Annotated in this window: 10 protein-coding genes and 1 pseudogene; 10 read left to right on the forward strand and 1 reads right to left on the reverse strand. The window is 48.1% G+C overall.

From position 1 onward, the window contains the following. Positions 1–106: 106 nt before the first annotated feature. Positions 107–1,771 carry a diguanylate cyclase domain-containing protein gene (locus F4V51_RS12345; protein ID WP_153978176.1) on the forward strand — a complete coding sequence of 555 codons (1,665 nt, stop codon included), beginning with the start codon at positions 107–109 and terminating at the stop codon, positions 1,769–1,771. A 27-nt stretch (positions 1,772–1,798) separates the two neighbouring features. After that, on the forward strand, positions 1,799–2,320 hold the full coding sequence (locus tag F4V51_RS12350; protein WP_153978177.1) for a hypothetical protein: 522 nt from the start codon (positions 1,799–1,801) through the stop codon (positions 2,318–2,320). Between the two features lie 87 nt (positions 2,321–2,407). Here F4V51_RS12350 and F4V51_RS12355 read toward each other — a convergent pair whose 3' ends face one another. Beyond that, complete coding sequence (locus F4V51_RS12355; RefSeq protein ID WP_153978178.1) at positions 2,408–3,532, reverse strand: GGDEF domain-containing protein; 1,125 nt, start codon at positions 3,530–3,532, stop codon at positions 2,408–2,410. Between the two features lie 222 nt (positions 3,533–3,754). On the opposite strand from F4V51_RS12355, the gene F4V51_RS12360 reads away from it, so the two are divergent. The 8 genes and pseudogenes from F4V51_RS12360 (at position 3,755) to F4V51_RS12395 (ending at position 16,899) form a co-directional block, all read left to right on the forward strand. Next, a complete protein-coding gene (locus F4V51_RS12360; protein ID WP_236146803.1) occupies positions 3,755–10,474 on the forward strand; it encodes a DUF7507 domain-containing protein in 6,720 nt (2,239 codons plus the stop codon). Next, positions 10,471–12,162 carry a COG1361 family protein gene (locus F4V51_RS12365; RefSeq protein ID WP_153978179.1) on the forward strand — a complete coding sequence of 564 codons (1,692 nt, stop codon included), beginning with the start codon at positions 10,471–10,473 and terminating at the stop codon, positions 12,160–12,162. The genes F4V51_RS12360 and F4V51_RS12365 overlap by 4 nt, the downstream gene beginning before the upstream one ends. Positions 12,163–12,318: 156 nt before the next feature. Continuing rightward, complete coding sequence (locus F4V51_RS12370; protein ID WP_095287528.1) at positions 12,319–12,576, forward strand: YolD-like family protein; 258 nt, start codon at positions 12,319–12,321, stop codon at positions 12,574–12,576. Positions 12,577–12,668: 92 nt separating this feature from the next. Continuing rightward, positions 12,669–12,788 (forward strand): hypothetical protein, encoded by a 120-nt coding sequence (locus tag F4V51_RS12375; protein ID WP_017688846.1) that lies wholly within the window; start codon positions 12,669–12,671, stop codon positions 12,786–12,788. A 190-nt stretch (positions 12,789–12,978) separates the two neighbouring features. Continuing rightward, positions 12,979–13,482, forward strand: a complete 504-nt coding sequence (locus F4V51_RS12380) for a ferritin (protein WP_095287527.1) — start codon at positions 12,979–12,981, stop codon at positions 13,480–13,482. 158 nt (positions 13,483–13,640) lie between these two features. Continuing rightward, positions 13,641–14,804 (forward strand): annotated as a pseudogene (locus F4V51_RS12385) (IS3 family transposase). A gap of 369 nt (positions 14,805–15,173) precedes the next feature. Then, positions 15,174–15,914: a polysaccharide deacetylase family protein gene (locus tag F4V51_RS12390; RefSeq protein WP_153978180.1), complete on the forward strand. Its 741-nt coding sequence runs from the start codon at positions 15,174–15,176 to the stop codon at positions 15,912–15,914. A 73-nt stretch (positions 15,915–15,987) separates the two neighbouring features. After that, positions 15,988–16,899, forward strand: coding sequence for a hypothetical protein (locus tag F4V51_RS12395; RefSeq protein ID WP_153978181.1), 912 nt, complete (start codon positions 15,988–15,990; stop codon positions 16,897–16,899). Positions 16,900–16,927 lie beyond the last annotated feature (28 nt).

Consider the following 16,927-nt stretch of genomic DNA (forward strand, 5'->3'; position numbering starts at 1 on the left):
TTATTTCCGATAAAGATGAAAACGAATAGGTGACATCGCGTGTGCCCTTTACAGCATGTTTCGTGTTAAAGAAGCAGGATGGTTTCACCGATTATTGGAGGCCAACATGTCTTACAAACTCAGAACCATACTTACCGTGACCTTCGCTATATTGTCTTTGCTGGTGACATTAACGATCGGTTATATTTTCAGTCAAAAATCAGCAGTCGCTGTTGAAACCGAGATCGGTCATTCACTAACCGGCACGGCTTCTCAAACAACAGACAAGCTGGATCGCTTCATGTGGGCGCGTTCCGGAGAACTGGAACTGCTTGGCCAGATGGCTGCACTTAAAGATCGCTTCGAGCCTGCTGAGATCCAGATGCTGCTGGATCAGCTACAAAATAGCTTTCCCTCATTCTCCTGGGTTGGATTCATGGATCCGAAAGGAAAAGTATTAGCCTCAACGGACGGCATATTGCGCGGTGAAGATTTATCCGAACGGCCTGTGTATCAGGAAGGCATCAAGGGTAAGTTTATTGGAGACGTACATAACGCAGTGCTGCTAGCCAATCTGCTTCCGAATCCAACAGGAGAACCACTGCAATTTGTCGATATCAGCTTTCCTTTGAAATATAAAAATGGTGAGGTTGCAGGTGTACTGGCTGCGCATTTAAGCTGGGAATGGGCTAAAGAAGTGGAGAAGGGCGTTCTGGAGCCTTTGAAATACCGGGAGAAGGACATTGAATTGTTCATTGTAAGCAAGAGAGAGCATACGGTGCTCCTGGGTCCTGACGAATGGGTTGGCAAACCGTTGAACTTGTCCGAAATGGAAACAGCGGAGATCAACAAGACGAGCTGGTCCATAGAGAAGTGGGCTGACGGAAAGGAATATGTTACCGGACTCGCATACAGCCAGGGTCATCTGGATTATCCGGGTCTTGGCTGGACTGTTGTTGTTCGCCAGGTCAAATCAACGGCTTTTGCTTCCGTATCCGACATGTTATGGTTTAACGTGTGGGCTGGGCTTGCCGTTACCGTGTTGTTTGCGCTCATTGGATGGCTGGTTTCTCGCCTAATATCATCACCAATCACCCGATTAACCAAAGTGGCAAACCAACTTCGTGAAGGTGATCAGGTACAGATTCCCGAGAACAAGGGGATTAAGGAAATTGAAGTGTTGTCCCGCTCGCTGAGGGGCATGCTAACTGCGCTTACCAATAAAGACTCGGAACTTGTTTTCATGCAGAATTTGGCCCATTACGACCAACTGACAGGTTTGCCGAACCGGACAGCGCTCGAAGTTTACCTGGAGGAATCACTTGAGACGGAGAGTACGGATCACACATTGACGTTCCTCTATCTGGATTTGGATGGATTCAAAAGTGTGAATGATACCCTTGGACACCAAACCGGAGACGTCCTGCTGCAAAAAGTGGCCCAGCGTCTGATGGCCCTCAGCCACGACAAGGGAATTACGGTTCGTTTGGGCGGCGATGAATTTCTCATTGTACTCCGCTCCATTGGGGCTAATCCCAAAGAAGAGGCAAGAGCATATGCGCATGAGATTATCCAGAGCTTGAATAAACCATTTATCATTGAGTATGAGCGCATCCACATTGGATGCAGTATCGGTGGTGCCGAGTATCCGACAAACAGCGGCAATCCGAGTGAAATTATCCGTATGGCTGATGAAGCCTTGTATGAATCGAAGCGTTCGGGCAAGAATAAAATGACATTCTATGTGGATTTGAACAAGGATCAGGATGAGCAGGATACCCAAAGCAAATAAGCATTTATAACGGACTGGAGGAAGATCATGTCTGCAAATTATACAACGGTTCCTTACGGTTACGAACCCCCTGCAGCAAGCCGGAAAGGGACACTGATTTTCTACGATTCATTCGAGCATGTGACCGATGAACAGCTTCAACATGCAGCAGTCACTTCAGATACGCGCGCATTTACACAGTTGGTCCTTTATCCGCTGCATGAGAACACGGTTAAGCGTATGAGCAAGGATGGGGTACAGCCGTATTATAAGAGAGAGGACCGCTTGCATGAGTGGAAGCGAGATCATACGGAGTACCGCATTAAGGTGGAGGGACTGGAAGGCAAGAGGAAGAAGTACACACCAATGGATTCGGCTCTACGTCATCTGACGGCTGAATATCCGGCGCCTCATTTTCTGTACCTCACCTCTGAAATGGCGAATCTGTTTGCATCGTTCGACTCGTTCAAGGACTGGATTACGAAACTTCGTCTGCTTATTGATGGCCAGCTGGGTACACTTCATCCCAAGTTGGAGCAGTATGCCCATCGCTGGGAATGGGCCGAGTAACACGAATATTCTGGATGTAAAAAAAGTTGCACTGTACAACCGAATTCGGTGTGCGGTACAACTTTTTTTTGATGTCTCTACTATTTACTAAACCTCAACGAGGTCAAGGGAAGTTACGGTTTTGTTTTTACCGGTCCGTTTGGCAGCGTATAGACAGGCATCCACCTCTTCAAACAGCTTTTCTTTGGTCAGACGGGCATTGAAACTTTTGAGTCCCACACTGACCGTGATGGAATTTCCCCCCAGTTCCAGATGGCCCATCAACGCTATTTTCTGACGAATCTGTTCCACGAGCGCGTAAGCCTGATCAAAGGACTGTTCAAACATAAGCAATGCGAATTCCTCACCGCCATAACGGGCTGCAATATCACTTGAAGTGATGTTCTCCTGAATGACGTGCGAAACTTTCTCCAGAATGATATCACCTACCCGATGTCCATAGGTGTCATTAATTGATTTGAAATCATCAATATCAATGAGAGCCAAATGTAGGCTCATACCGCTCTTGGCATACTCATATGCTTTATCGTAATAGTCTTTGAATGAGCTCTGGTTATACAGATTAGTAAGCCCATCCGTTTTGGACTGTTTGGTCATAATGGCATTTCGTACAATCAGTTCCTGCTTGGCCAACATGCTGTCCTTGAGATCATCCAATACCTCAACACCACTTGTGACAATGACCTGAGCTACATATGTACCGACAATGAGAAAGGCTGGGATGGAGACCATGTCAAAGGAAGTCAGATAGGAGCGATAGCCTGAATCAAACAGAACCAAAACATAACCCGTCGTTTGCATCAAACATGCGGTCCAAACCCGTTTTCTGCTAAAAAACAAAACCGACGTGAAGATGGGCAGCAGACTGATCGCTTGAATAATTCGAATGTCATAATTGACATGAATGATCGTCCAGGCAACAACTGTGCTGGCTGCTGACATGGCATAGAACGAAAGGGCACTGAAGCGCCGGTCAATCCAGCTGGCAATCAAAATGGAAGCAACACCTGAGGCTGTCGGCCAGATTAGAACATGAATGATAAAATCCTCAGGAGTGCGATCATAGTCCAGGAATAGGAAACAGCCGATCTGAACAACGAAATGTGTGATTACAACAACCCAATAAGCATGAAGCATTTTTTTGATCCACTTGGAATGCTTGAATTCATATTCTGTTGGAATATGGTTGCTAGGTGTAGACAAACTCTTCATATATCACCGCTGACTGCATCATAATGGTACGACAGAATGACTCTCGTATTAGTTGATTATAAAACAGATTGTGCAAAACGCAAATGTTAATTAAATGGGTGAAAACAAAGTGACATAAACGCAGAACCCAAGCAGAAACTTTTCACAGGGACAAACAAATTTCGGAATGAACCTCATAGACTGAACCAAGGCTCCGCCCTTATACGATGATTACAATCCTTGATGAAGGAGGTGATCTCTATTCCTCTTGTCGTTCGTTCAACCGTCAACGCTACGGGAGCAATTACGTTTACAGGCAATACACTTGGTTTGAGTCGTTCTGAAACGGCAGGGGTACCCGGAACACTGGACAGTATTGGGGCATTCACAACGACCAATACGGCATTGACTTATGGGACATATCCAGCAGGGACGACAAGCTTATATCAGAGCAACAGCTCAGCTGCAATACTTGTCCTTCCTGCAGGCAGTACCGTTCTATACGCAGAGTTGATCTGGGGCGGAAGCTATATTAATGGCAATGTGAACCTGAGTGCGGCCATCAACAATCCGGTCACATTTATCACCCCGGCAGGGACATCCAGCGTTACTCCTGACCCGGCGACATACAATCAATTCGATCTGGGGAACGGCGCTGCCGGATATGTGCGTTCGGCCAATGTTACAACGCTGGTGCAAAATGGGGGAGCGGGTACATACATCACCGGTGCGGTCGTCGGAACGATCGTTATCAACAATGATTCCACGGCCAACCATGCAGGCTGGACACTAGGCGTCATTTATCAAAATCCGGCCCTGCCTTTCCGTAACATGTCACTCCGGGCTGGCGGGGTGCTCGTCCAAGCGTCTTCAGCGCCGGTAGTGACCACACTGACCGGATTTGCGACTCCAATCTCTGGCACGCTCGGAGGAAGAGCGCTTTTCAGTGCGCAGGAAGGAGACGCGAATCGGACCGGAGACCAGGCTTTGTTTGGACCTACGTCGGCGACTTCGGTTGCCTTATCAGGGCCTAACAACCTGGCTGCCAACTTTTTTGCATCCCAAATCAACGGAGACACCGGAGCACTTAACACGACAGGAACTTTCGGAACCCGGAACCAAATCAACGGTGCACCAGGCTCCAACATTTCTGGTGGACGACAGGGTTGGGACATCACCAATGTGGATGTGTCAGCCAGACTGATTAACAATCAATCTTCAGCCGTGTTGACATTAACCACATCGGGAGACGCCTACATCGTCAACGGCAATGCCATTCAGGTCGATATTAACGCACCAAGAATTACCGTATCGAAGGGATCAACGGCCACTGGTGCGGTAGCAGGGGATAGTATTCTCTATACAGTTACCGTTGCCAATGCAGGTACGGCCAGCGCCGCCAGTGTGGTGCTATCGGACTCATTGCCTGCAGGGCTTACTTTTATTCCAGGAAGTGTCACCGTTGCAGGTGTATCCCGTCCAACACTGGATATAACGGCAGGTGTTCCGCTGGGTTCATTAAACCTGTCCAGCAGTATTGTTGTAACCTACCGGGCGCTTATCGGACAGGATGCAAGCATCCTGCAGCTTGTGAATTCGGCCAATGCGGCTTTTACGTTTCAGAGTGTGGCGGGAGGTCCGACCATAACAGGTGTGATTCCCTCCAACAACTCCACACTTCCTGTATATTCACCGAACCTGTCCATTGTGAAGTCGGGGAGTACCACCAATGCCACGGTGGGTGACACGGTAACGTACACGCTTCAGGTCAATAACGGAGGGAATGTTGCGGCGAACGTCACATTGACTGATAACATCCCTAGTGGCAGTTCGTATGTAGCAGGCAGCTTCCGCCTGAACGGAAATGTCATTGCAGGTGCCAATCCGGCGACGGGTGTGAATTTGGGCAGCCTTGCTGCAGGCAGCGCGGATACCGTCACCTTTCAAGTGCTTGTCACAAGCTTGCCTACACCGCCAACCCTTGTGGATCAGGCTACCGCTTCATATTCGTTCAGCTCGCCTGACGGACGGACCATAACAGGAACAGTAGCATCGAACACCTTGACGATCCCGGTGACATTGCCCAATGTAACCGCGGTTAAATCCGCTTCCGTCAGTGACGTAGCCGTAGGGGAGACATTCACCTACACCGTGGTTACCATGAACGGTGGCATTCAGCCGATTAACAATGTAATTCTGACGGATGCTCTCCCTGCAGGAACCATATTTGTTCCAGGGAGTGTGACCGTAAGAGGCACTGTCGTTGCATCGGCTAATCCCAATAGTGGCATATCTGTTGGAACATTGACTGCGGGAAGTTCCGCGACGGTGACGTTTCAGGTTACGGTTCAATCCTTGCCTTCATCAGGCTCGCTGCTTAATCGCGCTTCTGTGTCCTATAGTTCGGGTGCCTTTACGGGCATTTCCAACTCCAATTCAATTACTACACCTGTGTACCAGCCGATCATTGCGATTAACAAGTCAGCGAGTCAAACGAATGCAACGCTGGGAGATCAGCTTGCATATACACTGGTGGTGACAAACAGCGGTAACATAGCAGCTCAAGTTACGGTAACCGATACCATCCCGGCAGGACTGACATTTGTTCCGAATTCGGTAACCGTGAATGGTACTGCGCGTCCAGGAACCAGCCCCTTAACGGGAATAACGCTGGGCAGTCTTTCGGCAGGAGCCACGGCAACGGTCGTGTTTCGCGCAACACTGAATACACTTCCATCTCCGCCAACACTGGAGAATCAGGGTACCGCAGCTTATACGTACCAGCTTCCGAGCGGACGGAATCTCTCAGGCTCAAGTCAATCCAATATCGTTCGCATACCTGCATCGGCTCCTAATATCTCGATTAGCAAAACGGTAAACACACCTGACGCGACTGTAGGTGACATCCTTACCTATACCGTTATTGCGACCAATGCTGGAAGTAGTGCGGTCCAAAATTTGGTGATTTCAGATACGCCGACCGGCTCGGAGTTTGTGCCTGGCAGTGTCACCATTAACGGAACAGCTTCCGGAAGTGCAAGTCCGGTCTCAGGTATTGTTGTCGGAACCTTGAACAGCTCAAGCAGCGTCACCGTGACCTATCAGACCAGAGTGACGTCTGTTCCTTCGACAGGATCAGTTACCAACCGTGCCAGCGCCGCCTTTACGTCAGGCAGTTTTAATGGTGTCTCTTCATCGGTTACGGTTAGTACACCCATATTTCAGCCCGTCATTCAAGTGGTGAAATCAGCAAGTACAACCAATCTGACGGTGGGAGATACCTTTAATTACAGCATTCAGATTAACAACACAGGTAATATCGCGGCTTCGGTTACCTTGACGGATCCGATTCCTGCGGGAGCTGTTTTCAGTACGAACAGTGTCATCATTAATGGTGTACCTACACCAGGTGTAAGTCCGGCAGCAGGTATTAGCTTGGGATCCATTGCAGCGAACTCAAGTACAACCGTTACTTTTGTCGCAACGGTCACAAGTTTGCCTGATTCAAGACAGTTGACTAACCAGGCGGTTGCTTCATTCTCCTACACACTTCCAAGTGGAAGAACAATTGCCGGCTTCTCGTCATCCAACACCATCACGATTCCTGTCTCTCTGCCCAATGTAACGATTGTTAACAGTGACAATGTAGAATATGGCGTAGTCGGGGATGTCATCAGGTACACATCTGTTATTCGCAACAACGGAACCGTAGCCGTTAACAATGTGGTATATGTCAACCCTCTTCCTCCGAATACCCCATTTGTACCCGGAAGCGTCATTGTGAACGGGACTTCATTCCCGCTCTCCAATCCGACCGCCGGCATTCCAATCGGTACTTTGGCTCCAGGAGCTGAGGTTACCGTAACTTTTGAGGTGACGATTACCATGCCGATCCCTTCGCAGATTAACAATCAGTCGACGGTCAGTTTCACATCCGGTTCGTTTTCGGGGTCATCTTCGTCCAATACAACACAGACTCCGGTTATCCAACCGCAGATTTCACTCGTCAAAACGGCCAATACAGTCAATGCAACCGTAGGTGATACAGTTGTATACACGGTGACTGTCAGCAATACCGGAAATTTGCAGGCCAATGTTACGGTTACAGATACCATTCCTGCTGCGACTTCTTTTGTAGCCAACAGTGTTGTGGTATCAGGTGTACCGCAGCCGGGAGCGACGCCGGGAGCAGGTATTCCGGTAGGCATTGTTGCAGCTGGAGCAACCGCAGTTGTTACGTTTGCTGTGGTTGTGGATACACTTCCGTCTCCGCAGCAGCTCAGCAACTTTGCAACGTCCACCTTTACCTTTACACCTCCTGACGGACGTACGTTGACAGGAACAGCCACCTCAAATACGCTGACGTTTCCGGTTTCTTCTCCTAACGTTGCTGTCGTTAAAAGTACACCTTCCACTGCGGCAGCGGTAGGCGATACCGTCACGTACTCCGTTCAGGTAACGAACAGCGGTATAGCTCCTGTAAACAATATTCAGTTTTCGGACCCGATTCCTGCCGGTGCCTCCTTTGTCACAGGAAGTGTGACCGTGAATGGAGTGCCACAACCTACAGCCAACCCGGCAGGGGGGATATCACTCGGCACACTCGCTCCAGGAGCGTCCGCAACCGTAACTTTCAGCATCCGTGTGGATGCTATACCGCCAAGCGGCCAGCTGAGTAATCGATCGACAGTCAGTTTCACTTCAGGGGCATTCTCAAGCACGACGTTTTCCAATACGGTGGTCACGCCGGTATTCCAGGCCATTCTCTCTGCAACCAAGACGGCAAGCACACAGAACGCTACCGTAGGCGATACCGTTAGCTACACGGTCACTGTCTCCAACACAGGTAACTATGGGGCCCAGATTAACCTGACGGACAATATCCCGGCAGGAACCATACTCGTTCCGAACAGTGTCATTGTGAATGGCCAGCCGCTGCCAGCCGCCAATCCAGCCACTGGCATTTCGGCAGGCACTGTCGGTGCCGGTGCGACAACAACCATTACTTTTTCCGTGGTTATTGATACCTTGCCGTCTCCACAGCAGCTGGTGAATCAGGCTTCGGTCGCTCTGTCCTTCATATTGCCGGACGGCCGGACGATTACAGGCTCTGTTCTGTCCAATGTACTTACCATCACCGTGTCGGCTCCGGATGTCGATGTAGTGAAATCGACTACATCAACATCGGTATCGGTTGGTGATATTGTGACATACAGCGTAGCAGTGACAAATAACGGAATTGCGACGGTCAATAATGTAGTCTTCACGGACCCGATTCCGGCAAGCACCGTTCTTGCACCGACCGGCGTATTTGTGGATGGGGTTCTCCGACCAGGTGCTAACCCTTCAACAGGGATTACCATTGGTTCCATCGCACCTGGGGCTACCGTCACCGTTGTATTTAGTGTGCAGGTTACAGCTCTTCCGGCAAGTGCAGTTTTGAACAATCAATCCACGGTCAGCTTTACATCAGGGGCGTTCTCGGCCACCACGTTCTCCAATACGGTTACAACACCGGTGTTCCAGCCAATTTTGACAGCTGTCAAAACGGGAGATCAGGCGATAGCCACGGTAGGGGATACCGTTGTGTACAGCATCGCCATCTCCAATGCCGGGAACTACGGGGCCACCGTTACGTTGACCGATACGATCCCTGCCGGAACCGAACTTGTACCCAATAGCGTTATCGTCAATGGTACATCTGTACCGGGTGCCGATCCGGCTTCGGGTATTCCGCTGGGCGTCGTTTCAACAACAACCATGGTTATGTTCTCGGTTGTCATCGTCACTCTTCCGTTGAGCCAATCCATTACGAATCAGGCTTCTGCAACCTTTACGTATACGCTGCCAGACGGAAGAACACTGGGGGGCAGCCTAACATCCAATTCCCTTAACATTCAGGTATCTGCTCCAGATGTGAGTGTAACGAAGACAACAACGTCGGTAGATGCAGTGGTCGGCGACACGATTGTATATCAGATGGTTGTGACCAATAATGGAATCGATCCTGTTAACAATGTCGTACTAACCGATCCCATCGATCCAGCCACCACATTTGTCGCCGGTAGTGTTCTGGTGGATGGTGTTCCGCGTACCTCGGCTAACCCGGCACTGGGTATCGCCATTGGATCTCTGGCTCCGGGTGCCTCGGCAGCAATATCCTATGCAGTGCGAGTCAATACGCTGCCTACACCACCTGTTGTGAGCAGTCAGTCTGCCGTAAGTTTCACATCGGGTGTCTTCTCGGGTGCTTCATACTCGAATATCGTAGTAACACCAATTTATCAACCGATCATAGCTGTAACCAAAACCGCAAGTACGTCGAATGCAACAATTGGTGATACCATTATTTACTCTTTCTCCATCAACAACAGCGGAAATCTTGCTGCCAATCTGACATTGACAGATAACATTCCGGATGGGGCTGTGCTTCTCCCGAACAGTGTCTTGATTGATGGTGTTCCGCAGCCAGGAGCGAACCCGGAAGCAGGCATTGTTGTAGGTACCATACCGCCAGGGGGATCTGTTAATGTGACCGTTACCCTCGAGGTTACTGTGGATTCACTTCCGCAGAATCAGCAGCTGGTCAATCAGGCTGTGGCCAATTATACGTTCAGTCCGCCGGATGGCCGTCAGTTGACAGGTACCGTATCTTCCAATGTTTTGGTCATTCCCGTGTCTTCTCCGGATGTTGTTGTCGTCAAAAGTACTGATGCCATTGATGCTGTTGTCGGTGATGTGATCACCTATACGGTTGTTGTAACCAATAGTGGTATTCAGGTGGTCAATAATGTGGTCATGGTTGACCCTGTACCGGTAGGAACGGTGTTTGTACCGGGAAGTGTAACGGTAGATGGAGTGGCAAGACCAACCGGCAATCCGAATACGGGAATAACGCTCGGATCGATTGCTGCTGGTGCTTCGGTTACCGTGACATTCAGAGTAGAGGTCGTGGTGATATGAGCCAATCCTCCGGTCCGTTGTCCCACTGGCTACAGAATCAGTCACTGGTTCGATTCAGCTCGGGTACGACTGAACTGGAACAGGTGGCCTACTCCAATACCGTTGTTACACCATGGGTTGGACCCAAGCTTGAAGTGAGAAAAGAAGCCAATGTCACTGTTGCTGCATTGGGACAGTCGCTAACTTACCAGATTGAGATTACGAATACCGGTAATCGAACCGCCATCGTGTACGTAGTAGATCCGCTCTCGGAAGATACTTCACTGCTTCCGAATAGTGTACTTTGTGATGGCATTCCATTACCCGGTGCATCACCTCAGCTTGGGCTACCTCCTGCAGAGGTTAAGCCGGGAGCTACACTGCGTTACCACTTTCAAGTTGCCATCGTGCGATTACCTCCTACACTGAAGCTGCTCAATCAGGCGCAGGTAAACTATGAGTTTCTAACACCGGAAGGCAGGACGGTTACAGGCCGAGAACTTTCCAATACGGTTGAGGTCACTCTGGCCTCATCCCGTTTGGTGGTATCCCTTCAGACGGATCATATCCAGACCTTTTCAGGGGATATTGTTTTGTACAGTGTTATTGTTAGCAATCCGGGATTTCTGACAGCTGCAGGTGCCAAGGTGACCATCGCTTTGGTTCCTGGCCTTGGGTTTATTCCGGGAAGTGTTGTAATCAATGGAATGTTTGCCCCCCAGATGACACCGGATTCCGGAATAGAGATCGGTGACATTGAGCCGGGAAATACGGTTACCATTCAATATCGGGTACAGGTTGTTTCGGTAAGAGATGCAGAAAGCATTCCAAGTCAGGCGGTGCTGGAGTATACTTCTGCTGGCAAGCAGGAGATCGTGTATTCCAACGAAGTTACACTTGAGGTCATTCAGCCTTTGATTTCAATCCAAAAGAGGGTCCATCCAGTAGTCGCCGCAGTCGATGACATCATACGATATGACATTACCATAGCGAATGAAAGCAATTATGCGGTGGATGCCAAGGTATCAGATTCATTGCCAGCCGGTATGACTTTTGTGGAGGGGAGCCTTAGCTGGAATGGAGTGAAGCGGCCCGGGGCCAATCCGGTCAAAGGCATTAGCCTGGGAACATTGACTGCAAGGTCTGTCATTAACCTTCAATTTGAAGCCCAAATTAATGAACACGGGGCCGCAATGCCTGAATCATTCGAGTTGGTTAACCAAGCGCGTCTCTTGTATACGTATCGATTGCCTGATTCACGAACGGTGCAGCGCATGGCCGCTTCCAACGAAGCAACAGTCTATCTGAAGAGCCCAATGATTAAGGTTCACGTTGAAGTAAACCCCAATTTAGTCGAGCAGGGAGGTTCTGTTATTTTTCAGGTCCGCGTCGAGAATACAGGCTCTCTGTCTGCTCGTGTACAGTTGACAGGCGTTCTTCCACCGGGAGCCAAATGGCGCGGTCAAGCGGAGGGTCAAGTTCAATGGAACATACCCGAATACTCTTCGCCAAGGTATCTGCATCTGGGAGAGCTGGCCCCGGGTGCGGAGAAAAACATCTCTTATGTAGCGCAGCTATCGCCAGAGGAGACGGGAACGCTGAATGGTTTCCTGACGGCCCTGTATACCTATGAACTGAACGGACAGAGAAGAAGCGGGGAAGCGCGATCGAACGAGTACACGATTGTGATCGAGTACCGTGATGAATAACGTCGATCAACATACAGTGATGAATTGGGAAATTTGCTCCAAATGACTTCCATGACATTACACGAACGCAAATGAATGGTATACTAATTGAATATGCCCTCGGCAAACAACCCGTGGAATCGGGACGTCGGATTAGCTGTAGAGGAGGCCTCCACATTGGCAAAAGCAAAAGTTGCAAAAAGACCTACCCGGGATGAATTTGAGCTGGAAGAGCTGGGGAATCAATTGGTTGAAGCGTATCATGAGCGTTCGGAAGTGCTGTTGACGGTTTGGGGGAAAGAAGAGCAGGTGCAAGGGGTAATTGTGAAGCTGGATTCCCGTACTCGGCTGGTACATGTAGAGCACACCGAAGAGGAGTTCATGGCAAAAGTACCTTTTCTCGATATCATGCGGGTGGAATCTCCCCGTTATTAAGAAGTGCAATTTTAAATAATAGGGCATTCGCCCGGTCAAACCCGTTCTTCCTGCATAAGATATCCCATACCTGTTGCAGAGGAGGTACGTCAATGAGCGAAGTATTAGGTGGAGAAACAAGAGGCTACGGATACGGAGGTTTCACTTCTGTAGGTGCCATTCTGGTTCTGTTCATCCTGTTGGTTATCATCTCCAAAGCGTTCTTGGTATAATTCATTTCTCCAAATGAATGAAGAGAGCTCTGCCATTCCGGCAGAGCTTTCTTTTATTCTGCTTCGCTGCACATCTCATATGAAGAACATAAATTCATTCTTAGCTGATTAGGTAGATAATCCATGTCAGTCCAACGTTCATTATGATAGAATAGGACCATTCCTAGAGAAAGCATGAGGTGTGTCGAGCATGAGTAAAGAGCTAACACAAGCATTGAACCAACAGATGAACTTTGAATTTTATTCTGCCCATGTATACCTGGCGATGGCAGCATACTGTTCCAGTGAAAGTCTGGACGGCTTCGCGAATTTCTTCATTGTACAAGCTGAAGAAGAACGATTCCATGGCATGAAAATATACAAGTTCCTGAATGATCGCGGACAACGCGCGACGCTGGAGGCTTTGCCAGAACCGAAAAATGAGTATACTTCCATGCTGGATGTGTTCGAGCACGGATACGCACATGAACAGCAAAACACCAAAAAATTCTACAATCTGGCTGACCTTGCCTTGAATGAACGCGAGCATGCCACAATGTATTTCCTGAAATGGTTCATTGATGAGCAGGTAGAGGAAGAAGCGTTGTTTGACAGCATCATTCAGAAGCTGCGCCGAATTGAAAAAGACAGCAATGCCTTCTACATGCTTGACGCTGAGTTCGGTAAACGTTCATTCACCGCTCCTGCGGAGTGATTGCGAGTGCAAATTAATCATACGTATTCCATGTTCATGGAGTATACCGTTCTACATATGAAAAGTCTGCCTTCGTGGTATTATCCCCTTTTAGTAGACATGAGAAAAAAGACATCTGTTAAGATGAACTTAATCATGTAAACGAAGGGGATTTTTTCATGGCTAAAAAAGGTCAAACATTCCGGCGGTACTCTTTGGATTTGAAATTGGAGGCAGTTCGGCTGGTCAACGAAGAACATATGAGTATACGTGAAGTAGCGACACGTTTAGATATTCAAAAATAAATCTCAGGTACAAGTGTGGGCAGCCAAAGTGAAACAAGGAATGAGTCTAGAATCTGCTACACCCAAACGGGGACGCCTTAGAACCAAGTTTTCCAGTATGGAAGAAGAGATGGCGTACTTGCGGGCGGAGATTGAATATTTAAAAAAGCAGTATCCAAATCTACACAAGGAGTGACGAGTAAAGCGGCCAGATTTCAAATCATTGAGGACCTACGAGCACGCCACGGTCTGGTTTGGCTCTTGAAGTTAGCTGCGGTTTCCCGCTCGGGTTATTATAAGTGGAGAAAAAGCATAGCAGCAGCAAAAGAGCGTAGACACAAGGAAATTGAACTAGAATCCCATTTGCTTGCCATTCATCGCGTGCATCCTTACTTTGGCTATCTTCGAATGACCGTGGCTTTACGACGGGAAGGCCTTCGAGTCAACCACAAAAAGGTGTACCGATTAATGAAACAATTAGGCATCTGTTCTGTCATTCGAAAAAAACGTAGATTCTTTGGGAAACAAGCCTCTGTGGTGAACCCGAATCGGCTGGAGCGTCAGTTTCAGGCGGATACACCACGAACGAAGCTGGTTACGGACATTACCTATATTCGTGCTGGAGAACACTTTGTTTATCTCTCTGTTATTCAGGATTTATACAATAACGAAATTGTAGCGTGGCATCTTTCTGAAGGAAATGATCTCGCTTTAGTTCATGACACGCTGGATAGACTCCGTCAGCACGTGGATCTGAGTGGCGTAATCCTACACTCAGATCAAGGATTTCAATATACGTCGAAGCCATTTAACCGTAAACTAAACCAGCTCGGCATGCTAGGCAGTCACTCCAGGCGTGGAAATTGCTTAGATAATGCCTGTATCGAATCTTTTTTCTCTCATTTGAAGACGGAGAAAATTTATTTGAATAAGGCAGCAAACAAAGCAGAGGTTGAACAGCAAGTGAGTGAATACATACTGTTTTACAACCAAAACCGATTTCAGAAAAAACTAAACGACCGCTCCCCGGTAGAATACCGGGAAACGGCCGCAGCTTAAATCTTGTCTTTTTTGTACTGTCTACTTGACAGGGTTATGACCATCGTGCAGGCTTTTTTGCTGTGATTTTTTAGAACTAATTGATCAAAGAAGGAACAACTTCTACCCGGAATCTATCAGATCATTCAAAATAGGTTAATGAAACATATGTCAAAAAAGATCTATCCTGACGGGCATGATTTTGCACTGCAAATCTATCAATTTCGTTTTATTTCCTTGGCTAATCTGACAAAAGTGTAACTCGAACGTAGCATTTGAAGCGAGAATGAGGCATGTCCTTTTTGTTAGTATTAGGATTATCGCCAAGGGATGCAATGAGAGATTCGAAGACACCCGGGGAAATACGAGACACAAGGGAGATTTATATTTATGCTACATATTCGCAAGTCATTTATTGCTGCACTCGCCATCTTACTTATGATTCCACTCCTGCTGCCTCAGTCAGTATCCGCGAAGCCAAGTGCTTCAAGCTCTACTGGAGCAAAAGCGAATGCGAAGATCATATATCTTACGTTCGATGATGGGCCTACAGCCCATACTGGACAACTGCTGGATATCTTGGATCAGTATCATGCCAAAGCGACATTCTTTATGCTAGGACCGGAAATGAAGCAATATCAAAAAGCAACGAAACGTATAGTTGCGGATGGGCATGGCTTGGGACTTCATGGTGTGACACACGTTCCCAGCAAGTTTTATCAATCGGCATATAGCGGCTTAAAGGAAATGCAGCAGGCCAATATGACGCTGAACCAAGTGGCTGGAGTGAAAACAAGTCTGGTTCGTACACCTTATGGCAGTAAGCCATATCTCAAATCATCTTACCGTAAAGTACTGCTTTCTCAGGGTGGATTCCACCTCTGGGATTGGAATGTGGACTCTGAGGATTGGAAATACAAGAAAGATCACCAAAAGGTCTACAACAGTGTAATGAAACAGATCCACACGGTCCAAAAGAGCGGTACAACACCGGTTGTACTCATGCATGATCAGGAAGCGACGTTAAAAGTACTTCCGCAATTGTTGAAAACATTGAAAGCAGAAGGATACCAGTTCAAAGTATTGACCAAAAAAGTACAGCCGGTTAACTTCTGGAACGATAAACGTTAATCTAGTTACACTTTATGTAACTTGTAATGAAACTTAATTCACTGGAAATAAAGACATCAAGGAGGCTATCATCATGAAAAAGCAAAAACGTTGGGTCATCATTCCTGTTACCACTGCTGTGTTACTGGCGCTAGCAGGTTGTGGAGGGCAGGATAACAATACGTCAGAGGCAAGCAATACGCCTACCTCGACTTCAGGAGAGCAAACTCAATCCGGGAGCGGTGGGGCTGATTTTTCGAACACTTCCGAAGGAAGCAATGAGGCAGCAGGCGCGGCCAATAATGAAAATAGCTCAGGGGGTACCACCAGTACTTCTGGGGGTGAAACAACCGGAACACAAGGGCAGTCTAACATGAACGATGTCCTTCAGGAAATTCGCAGCCAGCTCAAGATGAAGGATGCTGTTCTGCCGACTTCATTCGCCCTGGATAAAGGTAAACATCTGGCAGCTGCCCTTCCTGTCAATTCGTCAGATGCTTTCAAAGTGAATTTCTATTCCGTAGATCAATCTATTCCCGTCAATGATGCTTCATTGACGTCTTCCAACAACGCCCCAGACGTGCTCGCATCCTATGAAGTGAAAACCTATAAGGACCCGGATAGTTCAGGGATTTTCCCGGATACGGATCTGGACAACATTCCCGATGACATGTCAGTTGATCTGGGACATGGAATCAAAGGCATGGCCGAAGGAGCCGCAGGGAGCCAGTATCTAACCTGGAAGGAAGGCAGATGGACGCTGCAGATCCGATCGGTTTCCGAAGATAAGATGAACAATCCGGGAATTGCCAAGAAAATGGTCGAGTACCTGGAATCACATACCCTACCTGCTCCTAAGGATAAAGGCTTCGTAAACGTAGAATATCCGAGTGGCGGGAAAACAGTGAATGTCACGATCTCATGGCAGGAAGGCAAGCAGATCCATCAGCTGCAAACGAACCAGGTGCCGAATGAAGCATTAGGTATGGTTGCGTCGGTCAAATAATATACGTAAATGAAATAGCTTGGCTGGG

The sequence above is a fragment of the Paenibacillus xylanilyticus genome, from assembly GCF_009664365.1.
Lineage (GTDB): Bacteria > Bacillota > Bacilli > Paenibacillales > Paenibacillaceae > Paenibacillus > Paenibacillus xylanilyticus_A.